Genomic DNA, 18,496 nt, shown 5'->3' with positions numbered 1-18,496 from the left:
TTAGTAAAAAATAAAAAGCAATAAGCGTTCCAACTTTAAACTTATTACAAATCTAAACCAAAGTTTTCATCGCTTAACTCATCCTCATCATTTTCCTCTTTAGGACACTTAGCAATGCTAACCACCTCGTCATTTTCCACATTAACTACAATGACACCACTCGTATTACGCCCTGCTTTTCTAATGCTTTGCATATCAACACGTATCATCTTGCCTGAACTTGTAAGAGCCATCAAATCCATAGTTTCATCTACTATAACTACGCTAATAAGATCTTTGGTTTTTTCTGTAAGTTTCATACAAATTACACCCTTACCACCTCTGCTTTGCAATCTATATTCTCCAGCATTTGTGCGTTTTCCTATACCTTTTGCACTTATGCTTAAAATTTCTTGCTCATCATTTTCTATAACAACTGCACCTACTAATTCGTCATTTTTCTCTTTAAACTTAATAGCCGTCACCCCACGACTTACACGGCCGATTTCACGCACTTTAGCAAGTGGGAATTTGATACACATACCTTTTTTGGTTACTGCAAAGAGCATTTTACCTTGTGTGCTTACACTTTCTTCATTTTCAAGATTTTCATCATCTAAATTTTCAATTTCTTGATTTTCTAAATTTTCTTCACCACCAGTGGCAAAAATTTCATCTTCATCTCTTTGAACAATAATAGCAGTTACCAACTCATCATTTTCATCCAAGTTGATCGCTCTAACTCCTACACTTCTGATATTTTGATATTCACTCAAATTTGTACGCTTTACAATACCATTTTTAGTAAAGAAACATAAAGATTTACTCTCATCAAAATCCGTGGTTGGAATAATAGCCATGATTTTTTCTTCAGCTTGTAAATTAATAAGATTTACCACTGCTTTTCCTTTAGCCGTTCTTGAGCCTTCAGGAATTTTATAAACTTTAAGCCAATAAAGCTGTCCACGATCTGTTACAAACATAAGTGTATCATGTGTATTTGCCGTAAAGAAACTTTCTATAAAATCATCATCATAAGTCGTAACGGCTAATTTTCCTTTTCCGCCTCGTTTTTGCTTTTCATATTGTTTACTAGGCACACGCTTAATATAACCACGATGCGTAATAGTTACAACCATATTTTCATTAGGAATCAAATCTTCAATATCAATATCATCATAATCATCTTCAATTTGAGTAATACGTGGCACATCAAATTTACTTCTAATTTCTTTTAATTCATCGCGAATTAAATTTTCAAGCAAGGTTTCACTTTTTAAAATTTCTTCAAGTCTTGCAATTTCTTTCATTAATTCTGCAAGTTCATTTTCGATTTTTTCTCTTTCAAGTCCTGTTAAACGACCAAGTTTCATATCTAAAATAGCATTGGCTTGAAGCTCACTAAGACCAAATTTAGCTACCAAAGAATCTCTTGCGGTATTATTATCAGAACTATTTTTAATTAAAGCAATCACTTCATCTATATTATCAAGTGCAATTTTAAGACCTTCTAAAATATGAGCTCTTGCTCTTGCCTTTTGAAGTTCAAAAATCGTTCTTCTAATAATAACTGTTTTTCTATAGGTTAAGAAAAGATTTAAAAGTTCTAACAAAGAGAAAATTTTAGGTTCTTTATTGTGAATTGCCAACATAATCACACCAAAAGTACTTTCCATAGTAGTAGATTTAAATAGATTATTTAAAACAATTTCACTCATAGCCTCACGTTTAAGCTCTATAACAACGCGGATTCCTTCTTTATTGCTCTCATCTCTTACTTCAGATATTCCTTCAATTTGCTTTTCTTTAACAAGCTCTGCAATCTGCTCTATAAGCCTAGCTTTATTGGTTTGATAAGGAAGCTCATCTATAACAATAACATCTTTATTTGTCTTTTTTTCAATATGAGTTTTAGCGCGCACTTTCACGCGACCACGCCCTGTGCGATAAGCTTCTATAATACCTTTTTTACCATAAATTATTCCACCTGTTGGAAAATCTGGACCTTTGATAAACTGCATAATCTCTTCTAAGCTTGCATCTTTACTATCGAGCAAATATAAAAGTCCATCTATCAACTCATTTAAACTATGAGGTGGGATGTTTGTCGCCATACCTACAGCTATACCACTTGAACCATTTAATAATAAATTTGGAACCCTAGAAGGTAAGACATCAGGTTCACTTTCTGAACCATCATAATTTGGAACAAAATCGACCGTATCTTTATCTATATCTTTTAAAAGCTCATGAGAAAGTTTACTCATTTTTGCTTCAGTATAACGCATCGCAGCAGCGCTATCACCATCTATAGATCCAAAGTTGCCTTGTCCTGTAATACTTGGATATCTCATAGAAAAATCTTGAGCCATTCTAACCAAAGCGTCATAAACTGCTGTATCTCCATGTGGATGATAACGACCTATAACAGCACCCACTATACGGGCTGATTTGACAAAATCTGTTCTACTTTTTGCCTCATCATTTTGCATAGCATATAAAATTCTTCTATGAACAGGCTTTAAACCATCTCTTGCGTCAGGCAAAGCACGACCTATAATAACACTCATAGAATAGTCTAAGTAACTACTTTTTATAGAATTTTCTATATCTACAAGTTCAATATCAGAATCTTTGCTAAAAATATTCTCCATAAAAATCCTTCTATTAGTTCAAAGTTTTGATTATAGCATATTAAACTTTTGCATCAGCTAAAACAAGAGCAAAAAGTACAGAAATTTTATTTTCTTCTAAAACTTTTTTAGCTTCCAAAAGACTAGAACCAGTCGTTACAATATCATCTACTAAAATTACAGGTTCGTGAATGGTTTTTAAGAGTTTGTAATTTCTTTTATGTTTTTGACGAAATTCTAAACTTTTTCCAGAATATTTAATATGATTTTGTGCTTTTAAAACATTAAAAACAGGTTTTACAAATTTTGTTTTAAGATATCTAGCTAAAATAGCAGAATGCGAATAAAGCATATCTTCAACCTTATCATCTAAAGCTATAACATTAATTGTCATTCTAGGATCAAAAAAATCTTTAAATTTTGCAAAACTTAATTTAGCAAGCATTTTATAAACAAAATAACCATAAAAATAATGTTTAGAGTGAAGCAAGTGTTGTATTTCATGGTATTTATAAAAAGAATAGACTTTGAAATTATTATCAAGCTTTCTTACATTTAAGGAAAATTCAGAAAGCTCTAGCTCGCATAATTCACAAAAGCAGAGCAGAGCAAAAGCTCCGCAATTTATACACCTCAAAGTTCAGAGATTAAACTAGCTGCTTTATTTGCCATTTGTTTTATTAACAAATGAGTATAAAAAGTTGTTTCTTTTAAATCATCAAAACCTTGTACATCTTGCTTGGTGCGGATTGTAAATTTCTTATTTTTATTTATATCACTAACTTGTAAAACTCCTACTAGTTTTGAATGTAATCCTATAGCATCTTGAGTTGCTCCATAAGATATAAATTCTAAATCAATCTTACTCACATAAGGTGAATTTTGATCGTTATTGTCAAGCACAACTATTCCTCTAGCTTCAAGTTCTTGTTTTAAATAAGTATAAAATACCGCATTAAAATTCACATCAACAAATAACTTTTTCCCTTTAGCATTTAAAACCTTTTGCCCTTCTTTTAAATCATAAAATCTATGTAAATAAACCTTTTTCAAAGCAATACCGGTGTCTAAAGTGCGTTTATTGGCACAACATTGAATTCCAACATCGCTAATGTACAAAAGCCCTTTAATCTTTGCTTCAAAACCACCAGGACTTTCACAAGAACTGCATTGAGAATTTTTAGAAATTTGATTAACTTGAGCAAAAGTATCTTGTTTAGTTGCACAAGCACTCAAAAATAAAATAGGCACTATAAAAATCAAAAATTTTTTAAACATTTTTTCTCCTTAGAAAATTATTTTAAAATTGTATTAAAAATACAAGCAAATTTCAAGCCAAGTTTTAAATTTATCATCAATCTATCTTTAAAACACTCAAAAAAGCCTCTTGAGGTAAATTTACCTTACCTATAGCTTTCATTCTTTTTTTACCTTCTTTTTGCTTTTCTAAAAGCTTTCTTTTTCTAGTAATATCCCCACCATAACATTTTGCTGTCACATTTTTACCCATGGATTTAACAGTTTCTCTTGCGATGATTTTATTTCCAATACTTGCTTGAATGGCCACTTCAAAAAGCTGTCTAGGAACTATTTCTTTCATAGCACTAACAAGTTCTCTTCCTTTACTTTGCGCTTTTTCATTAGGCACGATAATGCTTAGCGCATCAACATTTTCACCCGCTACCTTAATATCAAGTTTTACCAAATCCCCTACTCTAAATTCTATAGGCTCATAATCAAAACTCGCATAACCTTTTGTTAAGGACTTTAATTTATCATAAAAATCCATCACAATCTCATTTAAAGGCACATCATATTCTAGCAAAACACGCTCAGGTGTGATATAGTCCATTTTAACCTGCACTCCTCTTTTGCGATTTAAAAGAGTGATTAAATTCCCTAAAAATTCACTTGGAGTAATGATAGTAGCTTTAACATAAGGCTCTTTTATATGATCGATTTTATTAACAGGAGGAAGCTCGCTAGGATTTTGAATTTTAATAAGCTCTCCATCGGTTTGATAAATTTCATAAGTCACAGTTGGAGCTGTAGCAATCAAATCAAGATTAAATTCTCTCTCAAGCCTTTCTTTGATAACTTCCATATGTAAAAGCCCTAAAAATCCTACCCTAAAACCAAAGCCTAAGGCCAAAGAAGTTTCAGGCTCATAAGTAATAGAACTATCATTAAGCTTTAATTTATCCAAAGCATCTCTTAAATCTTCAAATTTATCCGTTTCTATAGGATAAAGTCCCGCAAACACAAAAGCTTTAGCCTTTTCAAAACCACCTATGGCTTCTTTAGCTTTGTTTTTTACCAAAGTGATGGTATCGCCTACTTGTACATCACCTACGGTTTTAAGCCCTAAAACCACCACACCTACTTCGCCTGATTGTAAAGATTGAGTTTTAATTGGACTTAAAGGGTGGGGATAAAAAAGATCTTGAACTATATGTTTTTTATCCGTACTCATGACTAAAACTTCATCGTTTTTAGCAATACTTCCTTCATAAATCCTAACCAAAGCCAAAGCACCCAAATAATTATCAAACCAAGAATCATAAATTAAAGCCTTAGTAGGAGCTTCATCATCTGTTTTTGGTGCAGGGATTTTAGTAATAATTGTTTCTATAAGCTCTTTTATACCCACTCCTGTTTTTGCACTCACGCAAATTGCATCTTTGCAATCTATACCTATAATATGCTCGATTTCATGCTTTACTTTCTCAACATCAGCATTAGGTAAATCGATTTTATTAATCACAGGAATGATTTCAAGATTATTTTCAAGCGCTATATAAACATTAGCTATAGTCTGTGCTTCAACACCTTGAGAAGCATCTACTACAAGCAAAGCCCCTTCACAACTTGCCAAAGAACGACTCACTTCATAAGAAAAATCCACATGGCCAGGAGTATCAATAAGATTTAAAACAAAATTTTCATTATTAAATTTATAATTTAAACGCACTGATTGTGCTTTTATGGTGATACCACGCTCTTTTTCTATATCCATAGTATCCATAACTTGTGAACTCATCTGCCTATCGCTAATAGCACCACACTCGCTAATAATCCTATCTGCAAGAGTAGATTTTCCATGATCTATATGAGCTATAATAGAAAAATTTCTAATATTTTTTACCGACAAAATTTCATCCTAAATATAAAATTTTAAAGCTAGGATTTTAACAAAATTTATGTTTAAAACAAATAAATTTTATTTTATATAAAAAACTTCAATTGAAATTTATATAAAGCATATTAAAATATCAAATGCTTGAAAAATATTTAAAATCAGCTATATTTTTAGCTCTTTATCCCTTAGCAATGTTAGCTTCTAATTTGCACGAATTTATAGCACTAAGTCAAAATAATGAATCCTATCTCATTAAGCAAATGCAAAGCGAACAAGCAAATTTAGACAAAGAACAAGCTTTTAGAAATTACCTACCCTCTCTTAGTCTAAACTCAGCTTATGTAGCCAACAATAAAGATCGCTTCATTATCGATCCACAAGAAAGTTTATTTGCTAAAGTTTCTCTTAATTTTTTGCTTTTTGATGGGGGTGCTAGAGAGGCTAATTTAAGAGCTTTAGAAAGCAGAGAAAAATTAAACCTTTTAGACAAAGAACAAAATAAAAATTACCTTGCCCTAAATGCAATCACACTTTATTTTAACACCTTAAGTCTTGAAAAAATTTTACTAGCCAATCAACAAAAAGTATCTTTTTTAAAATCAACTTTTGAAAGATTGCAAAAATTTTACGACACAGGACTTAGCCCTAAAGATGAACTTGAAAGCATTAAGGCTAAATACCATTTAAGCTTATTAGAGCTCAGTCAAAATGAATTAAAACTTGCCAATATACAAAAAGAGATTAAAATTTTAAGCGATACAGATTTTAAAGTGCAAGGGAATGCTTTTTTAGAAAATCCGCAACAAGAAAAAAGTCAAAACTATGAAGTAATGATAGCTAAAGAACAAATCAATCTTGCTAAAGAAAGTGTAAATTTAGCAAAAGCTGAATATTTTCCAAAATTTTATATTCAAGATAATTTTAACTTTTATAAAAACAATTATAATCCAAAAGTTCCAGCTCCTTTTGCAAATTTAGCGGATCAATTCTTAGAAAAATATTCTCAAGGTAATCAATTTATTTTAGGTATGGAATGGAAAATTTTTGATTTCAATGCAAGGGCGAAAGAAGTTGAAAAAGAGCGTTTAAATGTTCAAATAGCCAATGCAAATGCAAGATTTAGCGAGAGAAAAAATAAAGAAGAATTAAATTATTTAGACAAAAGTTTAAAAGTTTTACAAGAACAAATTTTAGCTCTTAATCTTAGCTTAAATGCTGCAAATTTAGCTTTTGAAAGTGTAGATAAAAAATACCAAGCAGGACTTGTTTCTTATGTAGAATATCTTCAAGCTTTAGAGGCTAAATTTAAAGCACAAAGCGATTTAGAGCTTGCTAAAAATGAATTTGAAATTACTAAAGCAAATTATTATTTTAATGCGGGTATAGATCTTAATTCAAAGGTTAAAGAATGAAAAAAATTCTATTTTTACTTCTTGTTTTTAATTGCGCCTTTGGCGAAGAAATTTACGCAAGTTTCAATGTAGAAGCATCAAAACAAAGCAAACTTGCCCTTGAAAGCATAGGTTTGGTTCAAAAAATTCCTGTAGAAATTGGACAAAAAGTCAGCAAAGGAGAACTTTTACTTGCTCTTGATCAAGAAAGTGAAAAAATAGCTCTTCAAAATGCTCAAAATTCTTATCAACTTGCCCTTGTAGAATACGAAAATACCAAAAGTAGGATGCAAAAAATCAAAGCTGTAGAAAATGTTATAGACAAACAAAGCTATGAAGATATGAAAGCTAAGTTTGATGCTGCTAATTTAAATTTAAACAAAGCAAAAATCAATATAGCTTATTATAAAAATATCATGGCAAAAAAAGAATTACGCGCACCTTATGATGCTATTATCGCAAACAAATTTATACAAGTGGGCGAAGGAGTAGGAGGAGTAGCTCAACCTTTAATAGAAATTTTTTCCTATCCACAAAGCAAACTGATTTTAAGTTTTGATGAAAAATATAAAGATAAAGTTAGATTAGGCGATGATTTCTTTTATAAAATCGATCAAAATGGTACAGAATTGAAAGGAAAAATCAGCCTTATTTATCCAAGTATAGAAGTAAAAACAAGAAAAATTTATGCTGAAGTGCAAACCACAAATCTAACACCAGGGCTTTTTGGTGAAGGTAGAATCATCACTAAAGATTAAAAATGTTTAAACTAGCTATAAACCGACCTATTACCGTGCTAATGTTTTTCTTAGCTCTTATGATTTTTGGGCTAATCTCTGCTTTTAGCATGAGTGTAAATTTATTTCCTAATGTTTCCATACCTCTTATAAAAATCACAAGTAAGATAAATGGGGATTTAAATTTCGTAGAATCAAAAGTCACTAAAGAAATAGAAAATGCTTTAAGTGAAATCGATGGAGTAAAGACCATAACCTCAGCTGCGTATGATAATTTTAGTGTGAGTGTAGTGGAGTTTAAACTGGGTAAAAATCTTGAAGTAGCTGCTAATGATGTGCGTGATAAAATAGGAACTTTAAGCCTACCTTCTAAGCCTGAAATTGAAAAAATCAGTTCAGATTCTGGTTCTGCTATTTCGCTTTTTTTATATTCTAAAGATAAATTACAACTCATGCGTGAAATCAATGATAAAATAAAACCTTTTTTGCAAAGAGTTGAAGGAGTAGGTAAAATCGAAGCTAAGGGGTTTTTAGAACCCCAAATTCGCATAGAATTAAAACCAAACGAACTTAGAAAATACAATCTTAACGCCCTTGATGTAGCAAATATCATCAAAAGTCAAAATTTTAAACAAGCCCTAGGTGAACTTAACAACAATCAAGATAACTATATCATCAAAGGCTATTTTGAAGCCACAAATTTAGAAGAACTTAGTAATCTTCGCATAAAAACAGGAGTATTTTTAAGTGATATTGCTAATATTTCAAGCCTTTATGAAGATGAAAAACAAAGTGCTTTATACGAAGGTAAAGAAGGGGTGCTTTTAGAACTCGGAAAAATCACAAATTATAACACCCTTGAAATGATTAAAAATGTCAAAAATGCCTTGCCTATTTTAGAAAAACAAATTCCAAAAGATATAAGCATTAATATGCTTTATGATAAAAGCTTAAATATCCACAAGCACCTTTCTCAAGTGATTTTTGATATGGTTTTGGGGATTTTTCTAACCCTTGTTATCGTGTTTTTATTTTTAAGAAATTTAAGTGCAACTCTCATTGCTTGCATAGCTATACCTACTTCTATCATTTCAACTTTTTTTATTATCGATCTTTTAGGCTATGATTTAAACCGCTTAACTTTTATAGCTTTAACCTTAAGCATAGGAATTTTTATCGATGATGCTATAGTAGTGATTGAAAATATTGCTAAAAAACTAAAAACTTATCCGCCTTTACAAGCTGCTTTTTTAGGTATCAATGAAATAGGTTTTAGTGTTTTAAGCATAAGTATAGTTTTACTTTGTGTTTTTATCCCTATTTCTTATATGAACTCTATATCAGGGCTTTTTTTCAATGCCTTAGGCATAAGCGTTGCAAGTGGGATAGTTATAAGCTTTTTGGTTTCTGTATTTTTAATACCTAGTATTGGGGCAAGATTTTTAAATCCAAAAGAAAACAAGTTTTATAAAAAAACAGAAGCTTTTTTTGAAAAAATAGAGCAAAAGTATGAAAATTTACTCTATAAAATTTTACAAAATAAAGTAAAATTTATCCTAGCCACTCTTGTTTTTATAGGGCTTTCTTTTGCTTTAGCCACTCGCATAGGGCTTGATTTTTTACCTATGGAAGATGATAGTGAAATTCAAGTTTTGCTTGAAAGCAAAAAGGATTTAAGTTTAGAAGCCATGAAAGAAAAAAGTTTAAATTTGCTTGAAAAAATCAAAAATGATAGCAACGTCAAATACGCTTTTTTACTTGTAGGCTATGATGATGCCAAAGATGCTACAAAGGCTAAAATTTATGTTAAACTTAAAAATTTAGACGAAAGAAATTTAAGACAAAGTGCCATAGTAAGTTTATATCGTCAAAAATTTCAAGATGAAAGTTTAAAAATCAAAATTTTAGAACTTCCAAAGATAGAGGGTGCAGGCATTGATGATCCCGTGCAATTTTTAATCTTAGGAGATGATTTAAACACTCTAAAAGAAGCTGCTTCTCAGGCAAAAGAAATTTTAGGCACTAATGCACGCATTGTAGATATAAGTGATAATGCTAATGCTACAAAAGATGAAGTAGCCTTACACATCAACAAAGAAAAAGCCAAACTTTTAGATGTCAATCCTCAATATATCGCTGGGGTTTTAGGGTATTCTTTCTCGCAACTTAGCGTAGGAAGCATGGATAGAGGCAATTCAAAAGATGATATTATCCTAAGTTTTGCTCCAGAATTTAAAAAAGACATAGAAGCTTTAAAGCGCATTAGCATTAAAAACAACCAAGGTATAAATTTAAAACTTTCAAGCGTGGTGGATTTTATATACAGTAAAGATTTAAAAACTATCAATCGTTACAATAAAAACCGCTCTGTGAAAATCACAGCTGGAGTGAATGATCTTTCCTTAGGAGCGGTGCAAAAACTTTTACTAGATAATATGGATAAAATTTTAAATAACAATCCAAGTCTTAGCTATGCTTTTTCAGGCTTTATCAATCTTTTAGGTGAAACCGTGCAAGGTTTTGCTATGGCAGTAGCACTTGCTTTTGTTTTAATTTATCTTGTTTTAGCCGCACTTTATGAAAGTTTTATTCTGCCTTTAATCATCATGATAACCATGCCTTTAGCCTTTGGCGGAGCTTCTATAGGGCTTTTTATCACAGGGCATAATTTTTCACTTTTTGTACTTATTGCCATCATCTTACTTTTTGGTATGGTGGGGAAAAATGCTATTTTACTCGTAGATGTAGCTAATAAAAAATGCCATGAAGGTTTAGATCCCGATAAAGCTCTTTTAATCGCTGGAAAATCACGCTTAAGGGCTATATTGATGACAACTTTTGCTATGATTTTTGCTATGCTCCCACTTGCTCTTTCAAGGGGTGCGGGCTATGAAGCTAATTCTCCTATGGCAATAGCCATTATCTTTGGACTTATAAGTTCGACTTTGCTTACCTTACTCGTAGTACCTGCACTTTTTAAATTTTGTTTTAAACTAGATAGCAAATTAAGAAAAATTTATGAGAGAGAAAAATTAAATTAACCAAAATGATTAATTTAATTTTTTTAAGTATTATTCTTATAAAGTGCTTTTAAGTTATCATAGGCAATTTGTATTTTTTCAAACTGTTCTCTTGCGTAAGCTTTTTCTATTGCACTTTTTCCTTGATGAAAATCAGGATGATAAAGTTTTACCAAAATCAAATATTTTTGTCTGATTTCACTAAGATCATTTTGCGGAGTGCATTCTAAAGTATTAAAATAATTACTAAAAAGCTTAGCTAAAGCATTAAATTTCCATTTCATATTTTCTTTATTGTGAATATTTTGGCGAAATTTTTTATACTCTTCGCGGTCAACTTCAAAATTCACGCAATATTTTAAATGCTCGCTCTCATCTGCAAAAGCTTCAAAAAGTTCAAGGGTATTCTCGTTTTTATATTCTAAAATTAGAATATTTGTCATTTCATTATATTCTATATAATGATCTTGAAAATAATTTCTTATATAAGTAATAAATAATTTTTCATTAGAGCTTAACTTCATCAAAATTCTACCCGCAACAAAATCAATCTTGATAAACAACATAGGCTTAAGCATATTATTTTGCTCAAAAATTAATCTAAAAGTTTTAAAATGAGCATCTTGTAAATTCTCTATACCTTCATTTGTGCTTTTGCGATATTTTTGATCTAAAACTTTTAAGAAATAACGGCGCTGTGGAATTTCATTTTCTTCAAAAAAAGAAAAAATTTTATTTTTTCGTCCTATGACCTTTGTGAAATTTTTGGTAATCAAGTCTTTAAAATACTGAAATACGCTAATATCATCTGTATTAACATTGATAGTTTCTAAAGTTTGCACGATTTGCATCTATTTCTCCCATAAAACCTCATTTTCAAAAAGCTCTTTAGTGCCTTTTAAAATTTCATTGGGTGTATAATCGGCTTTATAAGATAAAGATTGACACTTTTTTACAAAATACCCAAGATAAATATAATCTAAGTTCATTTTTTTAGCTATTTGTATTTCATTGAGCAAAGAAAATTTACCCAAAGAAAAATACGAAAAATCAGGATCATAAAAACAATAAATGCTTGAAATTCCATCCTCTAAAATATCAATCAAATCAACACAAACGAGCTTATCTTCTATATAAAATGCAAGCTCATATCCAAAATTCATAAAACCATCGACATAAAGATTATAATACTGTTTAAAGCTTAAATCATAACGCTTCCAGTTCTTTTTTTCTTCCATAAAACGATGGTATTTATCATATAAAAACAAATGTTCATTGCTTAAATTGGGTGTTCTAAGTATAACTTTGGTGTTAATATTTTTATTTACAACCCTTCTTTCACTTCTTGAAAAATTATATTCATTAACTAAAATTCTAAGACTTAAACATTCATCACAATCTTTACAAATAGGGCGTGAAAAATACCTACCAAAACGACGCCAACCTCGTTTTATTAGCTCATTATTGATTTCTTTAGGGCAATTTTCAATGTATGTATACTCTATTCTTGAACGTTTATCCTTTAAGTAAGGACACTGATCTTCAAGAGTACAAAAACCAATCTCAAGCATTAAATTTTCTTAATATCTGTATTTTTAATAAATTCGGAAAATTCATCCTGTAGTTTTTCTTGCTTTAAGAAAATTTCTTGCATTTCCTTATCTATGTTTGTTTCTTGATTTTTTTCGCGAATATCTTTAGCTAGTTTTTCTAAATTTTTTACACTTGCTCCACTCTTGCTTGATTTCTTCGCTAATTTTGAAGTATTGGTGTTAGCTTGCATTTCTTTTTTAATACTTTTAAGACTGTCTAAAAAATCCATCTATTATTCCCTACTTTCTCGTATTTTTTTAAGCGTAGCAGCTATTGCAGCTATAACTTCTTCTTTATTTTCTTGATGACGATCTTCTGTTTTTTCTAATAATTCTTGCATATGTGTCTCTATGAAAGAGGTGTCTAAATACCCCCTTCTAAATTCTCTTGTTTTTGTAATGGCAATTAAAAATGGTATTGTTGTTCTAATATCATCAATCACAAATTCCTTCAAAGCACGCTCAAGTTTATTAACCGCTAAATCATAACTTGTTGCTTTAATAATAAGCTTTGCAAGCATGGAATCATAATAAGGCGGCACAGTATAGTCTTTATAAATATGACTATCAACTCTAACAGATGGTCCAAGAGCTGGGTAGTATTCTCCTATTTTTCCAGGACTTGGAATAAAATTTTTCCATACATTTTCAGCAGTAATTCTAGCTTCAATAGCAAAACCCCTAGGTTTAATATCGCTTTGTTCTAAGTCCAAAATTTCTCCTGCTGCAATACGAATTTGTCTTACAATAAGATCAATACCTGTAATTTCTTCAGTAATTGGATGCTCAACTTGAATTCTTGTATTCATTTCCATAAAATAAAAGCGATTATAATCATCAAGCAAAAACTCTATAGTTCCAGCATTTGTATAACCTACAGCCTTAGCAGCTGCCACAGCTGTAACACCCATGGTTTTTCTAAGATTATCTGAAATTCCAGGGCAAGGTGCTATCTCAATTACCTTTTGATGTCTTCTTTGAATAGAACAATCCCTTTCACAAAGATGGATAATATTTCCGTAGTTATCTCCTAAAATTTGAAATTCTATATGTCTGGGATTAACTACATATTTTTCCATAAATACTTCATCATTATTAAAGTATGTTAAAGCTTCTCTTTTGCAAGATTCAAAGGCATTTTCAAGATCTTGTTCTTTATGAACAACGCGAATTCCGCGTCCACCTCCACCACCTGAAGCTTTTAAAATAACAGGATAACCAATCTTCTCAGCAAAAATTTTAATTTCTTCCATGCTATAGGAATTTAATTTTTCAGTCCCTGGAACAATAGGTATGCCATTTTTAGCCATTAACTTACGAGCGATATTTTTATTTCCCATCTTATGGATTACTTCAGATTTTGGACCTATAAAAATAATTCCAGCATCTTCACAAGCCTTAGCAAATTCGTAATTCTCACTTAAAAATCCATAACCAGGATGAATCGCATCAGCACCACAAGCCTTAGCAATCTCAACAATACGAGCAACATCTAAATATCCTCTTATAGCATCCGTTCCTATGCGATAAGCCTCATCTGCGATTTTTACATGCAAACATTCACGATCAGGCTCTGTAAAAACTGCAACACTTTTAATATGCAAATCTCTACAAGCACGGATTACTCTAACAGCTATTTCAGCTCTATTTGCTATGAGAATTTTATGGATTTGATTCATAATTTGCCTTTTTTGTTATATTTTTATTGTTAATTTTAGCAAATTTTCCTTACAAAAACTTAGCAAAAAATTTAATTTATTTTAGTTATAATAAAACTTTTTAAAATTTTAATTCCAATAAAGAAAAGTTATAATTATAATGGTTGCTGATAAAAGATTATTTTATTTAAGTTGTATTTTAATCACCATAGGAATAGTATTTTCATACTCTCTTACAGCTTTTACTGTTCTTTTTCTTGACTATAGCGAGTTTCATTTTTTTATTCGTCAGCTTTTTTTTGGAATTAGTGGCATACTTATAATGTTTTTTATTTCTCGATTAGACCCTGATAAAGCACTTTCTAAAAAAATTATTTTAGCTATTTTGATTATTTCTTTTATCTTTATCATCATTTTGCCATTTTTACCTTCTGCATTAGCAACAGCTAGCGGAGGAGCTAAACGCTGGATACGCTTAGGCCCACTCTCTATCTCTCCTGTGGAATTTTTTAAAATAGGATTGATTTATTTTTTAGCATGGAGCTATACAAGGCGTATTGATGATAGCAAAAAAGCTATCAGACACGAGGCTTTAATTCTTCTGCCTTATTGTATCTTAGCTTCTATAGTTATAGGATATATTTATATCACTCAAAACGATTTAGGACAAAGCGTAATTTCTTTCTTTTTGATTCTGGCTTTAGCTTTTTTTGCAGGAGCTAGTAAAAGGCTTTTTGCTTTTGGAACTTTAATTATTATGATGATAGGTATAATGGTAATTTTTAGCAACCAAAGAAGAATTCAAAGAATCGCTTCTTGGTGGGGAAATATACAAGATGCTTTTTTACCTATGCTTCCTGATTGGCTGGCAAATGCTTTAAGAGTAAGTAGCAATACCGAGCCTTATCAAATTTCACACTCTTTAAATGCTATAGCCCATGGAGGAATGTTTGGCGAAGGCTTAGGACTTGGAACTTTTAAATTAGGCTTTTTGAGTGAAGTGCATACTGACTTTGTTCTTTCAGGAATTACTGAAGAAATAGGATTCTTAGGTCTTGGGGTTATTTGCTATATTTATCTTTGGATGATTTTAAGAATTTTTAGAATTGCAGGAAGATGTGAAGCTAAACAAGATTTTATTTTTTGTTCAGGCATAGCCTTACTTTTACTTTTTTCTTTCTTTATGAATGCTTTTGGTATTATTTCTCTCACTCCACTAAAAGGCGTAGCGGTTCCACTTTTAAGCTATGGAGGAAGTTCAATGTGGGCAATTTGTATAGGCATAGGATATGTATTAATGATTTCAAAAAAGGTTAAATTATGACAATAGCTTTAACAGGTGGTGGAACTGGAGGACATTTGGCCATAGTGCGTTGCTTATTAGAAAGTGCGATTAAAAAAAATATAGAATGTGTATACATAGGCAGTCAAAATGGTCAAGATAAAGCTTGGTTTGAAAATGAAGTACGCTTTAAGGAAAAATTTTTTTTAAGCTCTAAAGGAGTGGTTAATCAAAGCAAATTTGACAAAATCAGTTCTTTACTCCACACCTTAAAACTCTCCAAAGATTGTAGAGAAATTTTTAAAAAATACCACATCCAAGCCGTTTTTAGTGTAGGTGGATACAGTGCAGCTCCTGCATCTTTTGCGGCTTTATTCTCACATTTGCCTCTTTTTATACATGAACAAAATTCAAAAAGCGGCTCTTTAAATATGCTTTTAAAACCTTTCGCTACAAAATTTTTTAGCGCTTTTGAAAAAGAAATTAGCCCTTATCCTGTAGCAGATAAATTTTTTGATAATGCTAGGATTCGCAAAGAATTAAAAAATATTATTTTCTTAGGAGGATCACAAGGGGCTCATTTTATCAACGAACTAGCTTTAAATTTAGCACCAAAACTTCAAGAACAAAATATCAAAATCATCCATCAATGTGGAAAAAATGATTTTGAAAAGTGCAAAAAACATTATCAAAGCTTAAATATCCAAGCTGATATTTTTGATTTTAGTTTAAATTTGGAAGAAAAAATGAAAAATGCAGATCTAGCTATATCAAGAGCAGGTGCAAGTACTCTTTTTGAACTTTGTGCTAATACTTTGCCCACTATTTTTATACCTTATCCTTATGCAGCTAAAAATCATCAATACTTTAATGCTAAATTTTTACAAGATCAAGCTTTATGTCAAATTTTTATGCAAAACTCTATTAATCTTGATGAATTTTTTAAGTCAATATTAAAACTAAATCTAGAAAATATTTCTACAAGATTGCAAAATATAACCCAAAAAAATGGCGCAGATATGCTAATCCAAAAAGCTTTATTTGATAATTTGACTTTTATAAGATAAATATCCAAAGATATTTACTAAAATTCCAACAAAAACTAACATCAAAATAGCAAATGAAAAATTTTCAAATTTGTCATGCAAAAAACCTATAATCCATTGTCCTTGTGCTGCAATTAAATATCCAAAACCCTGAGCTAAAGCAGAAAGTCTCGCTGCTATTTGAGCATTAGAGCTTTTTTGTGCAATAAAAAGCAACGCAATGCCAAAAACTCCACCCCATGGAAAACCCATGATAAAAGCACTGATAATAATAGAAATTTTACTATCAAAAATAAAGAGCATACCAAAAGCGATCACATACATACTGCACAAACCTGCTATGTAAAAAGTATGTAAATTTTGTCTTAATTTTCCTAAAAGTAAAGGGCCAAAAAGAGACACTGGAGCTGCAACAAGTTGAGCAAATAAAACCATACTTGTAGAAAATTCTTTATCAAATCCTTTTTCTACAACAATTTGAACATACCAAAAAAACAAAGAATAAGCTAAAAAACTTTGAAATCCCATAAAAAGAGTAATTTTCCAAGTTGTTAAATTTGTAAAAAGATTGATTTTTTTATGAGTTTTTTTCTTAATACGAAAAAATCTACCATTTTTAGCTTGAGGATAGTAAACTACTAAAGCTACAAAAGAAAAAATAGCCCAGAAAAACATAGCTCCAGCTAAATCAAATACACTAAGCAAAGGTATAGCTAAAGCAATACCCATAATCGAAGAAATACTCAAAACAAGACTATAAATTCCCATTATACTTGCCATTTTTTTTGGAAATTTTTCTTTAATAAAACTAGGAAGTAAAACATTTGCAATTGCTATACCACAGCCCATTGCTAACATTCCTAAAAATAAGCCATATACACCAAAATAAGAACGAATAATTTCGCCTAAAAAAATTAAAAAAATTCCAAAAACAATAGCACGAATAGGAGAAAAATACCCCACAATAAAAGAAATACTTCCAAAAGCTATCAAAGGAAGACTTGTAAGTATGCCCGCTACGGTTGAGTTTAAATAATACTTATCTTTAATAATATCAATAATAGGCCCCACTGCAGTAATTGGGGCTCTAAGATTAAAAGCTACAATAATAACAATAGTAACATTAATCCAAAATATCTTTTTAAAAGAAGCCATAAAAGCCTTATTTGTTAAGTTCTACTTTGAATATTTTACCTTCTGCCATCTTAGGAATCCATAAAATATTACCTTCAATAAATATATCTGCAGGACCTTTCATCAAAGGAAGTTCAAGTTTTACAGATTTAACATTATCTAAATTATAAATATATCCATTTAGATTATTTCCCCAAGAACTTACCAATAAACCATCTTTATAAGGAACTATTCCATCATAAGATTCTTTTTCATTTTTAATTATACTGAGTTCTTTTGTATTTAAATCATAAGCCATTACAACACCGCCACTTACACCATCAGGATGATAACCAGCTATAAAAAGCTTATGTTTTTTTCTATCTAGATATAACCCATTTGGACCGCCAAATTTTGCTAAATCAAGTTTTAATAATTCATCATATTGCTTAGTTTTTAAATCAACCTTTAAAATAAGCCCTGTGCCAGTATCGCTAACCAAAAGCGTATTGTCGTCTAATTTTTCTATGTCATTTAAAAAGATTGCACCTTTAATAGGTAAATTAAAAATTTCTTTTTTAGTTTTAAGATCAAAACCGCGTAAAACATCGATATCTACCACATAAAGAGTTTTTCCAATCTCCATCATGCCTTTTGGTGCATTAAGATGGGTTAAAAATTTATATTCTAGCACTTTGCCATTTTTATCAAGCTTAGAAATAAATCCATCATTATCTTTCGCCAAAGGTTCAAGTTTTTCTCCTACATTAGATACATAAACATAGTTTTTATCTACAAAAATACTTTCAGGGCTTTTAAAACCATCAAATTCTTGATATTTTAATTCACTTGCACCAAGCAAACTTCCAAGAAGCGCTAAACTTAAAACATATTTTTTCATATTTT

The 18,496-nt window shown here is 30.6% G+C and carries 15 protein-coding genes; 5 read left to right on the top strand and 10 right to left on the bottom strand.

Annotated elements, in window-relative coordinates; genetic code table 11:
- Positions 1-44: 44 nt before the first annotated feature.
- The 4 genes from gyrA to lepA all read right to left on the bottom strand — a co-directional run bounded on the left by gyrA (position 45) and on the right by lepA (position 5,763).
- Positions 45-2,633, bottom strand: a complete 2,589-nt coding sequence (gene gyrA / locus ELQ10_RS01840) for a DNA topoisomerase (ATP-hydrolyzing) subunit A (protein WP_134250101.1) — start codon at positions 2,631-2,633, stop codon at positions 45-47.
- A gap of 40 nt (positions 2,634-2,673) precedes the next feature.
- Entirely contained in the window at positions 2,674-3,249 is a 576-nt protein-coding gene (locus ELQ10_RS01835; RefSeq protein WP_002853564.1) for a ComF family protein, read from the bottom strand.
- Positions 3,246-3,890, bottom strand: a complete 645-nt coding sequence (mapA, locus tag ELQ10_RS01830) for an outer membrane lipoprotein MapA (RefSeq protein ID WP_002852941.1) — start codon at positions 3,888-3,890, stop codon at positions 3,246-3,248. Before mapA ends, ELQ10_RS01835 begins: the two co-directional genes overlap by 4 nt.
- Positions 3,891-3,966: 76 nt before the next feature.
- On the bottom strand, positions 3,967-5,763 hold the full coding sequence (lepA, locus tag ELQ10_RS01825; RefSeq protein ID WP_002837927.1) for a translation elongation factor 4: 1,797 nt from the start codon (positions 5,761-5,763) through the stop codon (positions 3,967-3,969).
- Between the two features lie 125 nt (positions 5,764-5,888).
- Between lepA and cmeD the strand changes: the two genes are divergently transcribed.
- Genes cmeD through cmeF form a run of 3 tightly spaced genes read left to right on the top strand, consistent with a single transcriptional unit; the run spans position 5,889 to position 10,920 of the window.
- Positions 5,889-7,163, top strand: coding sequence for a multidrug efflux RND transporter outer membrane subunit CmeD (gene cmeD, locus ELQ10_RS01820; RefSeq protein WP_126212006.1), 1,275 nt, complete (start codon positions 5,889-5,891; stop codon positions 7,161-7,163).
- Complete coding sequence (gene cmeE / locus ELQ10_RS01815) at positions 7,160-7,900, top strand: multidrug efflux RND transporter periplasmic adaptor subunit CmeE (RefSeq protein ID WP_002797145.1); 741 nt, start codon at positions 7,160-7,162, stop codon at positions 7,898-7,900. Before cmeD ends, cmeE begins: the two co-directional genes overlap by 4 nt.
- 2 nt (positions 7,901-7,902) lie before the next feature.
- Positions 7,903-10,920, top strand: coding sequence for a multidrug efflux RND transporter permease subunit CmeF (gene cmeF, locus ELQ10_RS01810; RefSeq protein ID WP_134250100.1), 3,018 nt, complete (start codon positions 7,903-7,905; stop codon positions 10,918-10,920).
- Between the two features lie 23 nt (positions 10,921-10,943).
- Here the strand turns inward: cmeF and ELQ10_RS01805 are convergent, their stop codons facing one another.
- The 4 genes from ELQ10_RS01805 to ELQ10_RS01790 are packed head-to-tail and all read right to left on the bottom strand — an operon-like array spanning position 10,944 to position 14,170.
- Positions 10,944-11,750, bottom strand: coding sequence for an adenylosuccinate lyase (locus ELQ10_RS01805; protein WP_002866067.1), 807 nt, complete (start codon positions 11,748-11,750; stop codon positions 10,944-10,946).
- On the bottom strand, positions 11,751-12,470 hold the full coding sequence (locus ELQ10_RS01800) for an arginyltransferase (RefSeq protein ID WP_103627731.1): 720 nt from the start codon (positions 12,468-12,470) through the stop codon (positions 11,751-11,753).
- Positions 12,470-12,721: a hypothetical protein gene (locus ELQ10_RS01795; protein WP_002853000.1), complete on the bottom strand. Its 252-nt coding sequence runs from the start codon at positions 12,719-12,721 to the stop codon at positions 12,470-12,472. The genes ELQ10_RS01800 and ELQ10_RS01795 overlap by 1 nt, the downstream gene beginning before the upstream one ends.
- Positions 12,722-12,724: 3 nt before the next feature.
- A complete protein-coding gene (locus tag ELQ10_RS01790) occupies positions 12,725-14,170 on the bottom strand; it encodes an acetyl-CoA carboxylase subunit A (protein ID WP_002856595.1) in 1,446 nt (481 codons plus the stop codon).
- Between the two features lie 139 nt (positions 14,171-14,309).
- On the opposite strand from ELQ10_RS01790, the gene ftsW reads away from it, so the two are divergent.
- Complete coding sequence (ftsW, locus tag ELQ10_RS01785; RefSeq protein WP_133401437.1) at positions 14,310-15,473, top strand: putative lipid II flippase FtsW; 1,164 nt, start codon at positions 14,310-14,312, stop codon at positions 15,471-15,473.
- Complete coding sequence (gene murG / locus ELQ10_RS01780; RefSeq protein WP_002875943.1) at positions 15,470-16,498, top strand: undecaprenyldiphospho-muramoylpentapeptide beta-N-acetylglucosaminyltransferase; 1,029 nt, start codon at positions 15,470-15,472, stop codon at positions 16,496-16,498. Before ftsW ends, murG begins: the two co-directional genes overlap by 4 nt.
- Here murG and ELQ10_RS01775 read toward each other — a convergent pair.
- Positions 16,469-17,632, bottom strand: a complete 1,164-nt coding sequence (locus ELQ10_RS01775; RefSeq protein WP_002858279.1) for a CynX/NimT family MFS transporter — start codon at positions 17,630-17,632, stop codon at positions 16,469-16,471. The two genes, murG and ELQ10_RS01775, sit on opposite strands and share 30 nt — an antisense overlap.
- Positions 17,633-17,639: 7 nt before the next feature.
- Positions 17,640-18,491, bottom strand: coding sequence for an ATP-binding protein (locus ELQ10_RS01770; RefSeq protein WP_002918514.1), 852 nt, complete (start codon positions 18,489-18,491; stop codon positions 17,640-17,642).
- Positions 18,492-18,496 lie beyond the last annotated feature (5 nt).

This window comes from Campylobacter sp. US42a, assembly GCF_004379055.1.
GTDB classification, from domain to species: Bacteria; Campylobacterota; Campylobacteria; order Campylobacterales; family Campylobacteraceae; genus Campylobacter_D; species Campylobacter_D jejuni.
The sequence above is the reverse complement of the archived record's forward strand: the minus strand, read 5'-3'. Positions and strand labels throughout refer to the sequence as shown.

Excerpts from the sequence above, each read along its gene's own strand:
- ELQ10_RS01805 (WP_002866067.1), bottom strand. The coding sequence starts at position 11,750 with ATGCAAATCGTGCAAACTTTAGAAACTATCAATGTTAATACAGATGAT.
- ELQ10_RS01770 (WP_002918514.1), bottom strand. The coding sequence starts at position 18,491 with ATGAAAAAATATGTTTTAAGTTTAGCGCTTCTTGGAAGTTTGCTTGGT.
- ELQ10_RS01795 (WP_002853000.1), bottom strand. The coding sequence starts at position 12,721 with ATGGATTTTTTAGACAGTCTTAAAAGTATTAAAAAAGAAATGCAAGCT.
- ELQ10_RS01800 (WP_103627731.1), bottom strand. The coding sequence starts at position 12,470 with ATGCTTGAGATTGGTTTTTGTACTCTTGAAGATCAGTGTCCTTACTTA.
- ftsW (WP_133401437.1), top strand. The coding sequence starts at position 14,310 with ATGGTTGCTGATAAAAGATTATTTTATTTAAGTTGTATTTTAATCACC.
- murG (WP_002875943.1), top strand. The coding sequence starts at position 15,470 with ATGACAATAGCTTTAACAGGTGGTGGAACTGGAGGACATTTGGCCATA.
- cmeD (WP_126212006.1), top strand. The coding sequence starts at position 5,889 with ATGCTTGAAAAATATTTAAAATCAGCTATATTTTTAGCTCTTTATCCC.
- mapA (WP_002852941.1), bottom strand. The coding sequence starts at position 3,890 with ATGTTTAAAAAATTTTTGATTTTTATAGTGCCTATTTTATTTTTGAGT.
- ELQ10_RS01790 (WP_002856595.1), bottom strand. The coding sequence starts at position 14,170 with ATGAATCAAATCCATAAAATTCTCATAGCAAATAGAGCTGAAATAGCT.
- gyrA (WP_134250101.1), bottom strand. The coding sequence starts at position 2,633 with ATGGAGAATATTTTTAGCAAAGATTCTGATATTGAACTTGTAGATATA.
- cmeF (WP_134250100.1), top strand. The coding sequence starts at position 7,903 with ATGTTTAAACTAGCTATAAACCGACCTATTACCGTGCTAATGTTTTTC.
- ELQ10_RS01775 (WP_002858279.1), bottom strand. The coding sequence starts at position 17,632 with ATGGCTTCTTTTAAAAAGATATTTTGGATTAATGTTACTATTGTTATT.
- cmeE (WP_002797145.1), top strand. The coding sequence starts at position 7,160 with ATGAAAAAAATTCTATTTTTACTTCTTGTTTTTAATTGCGCCTTTGGC.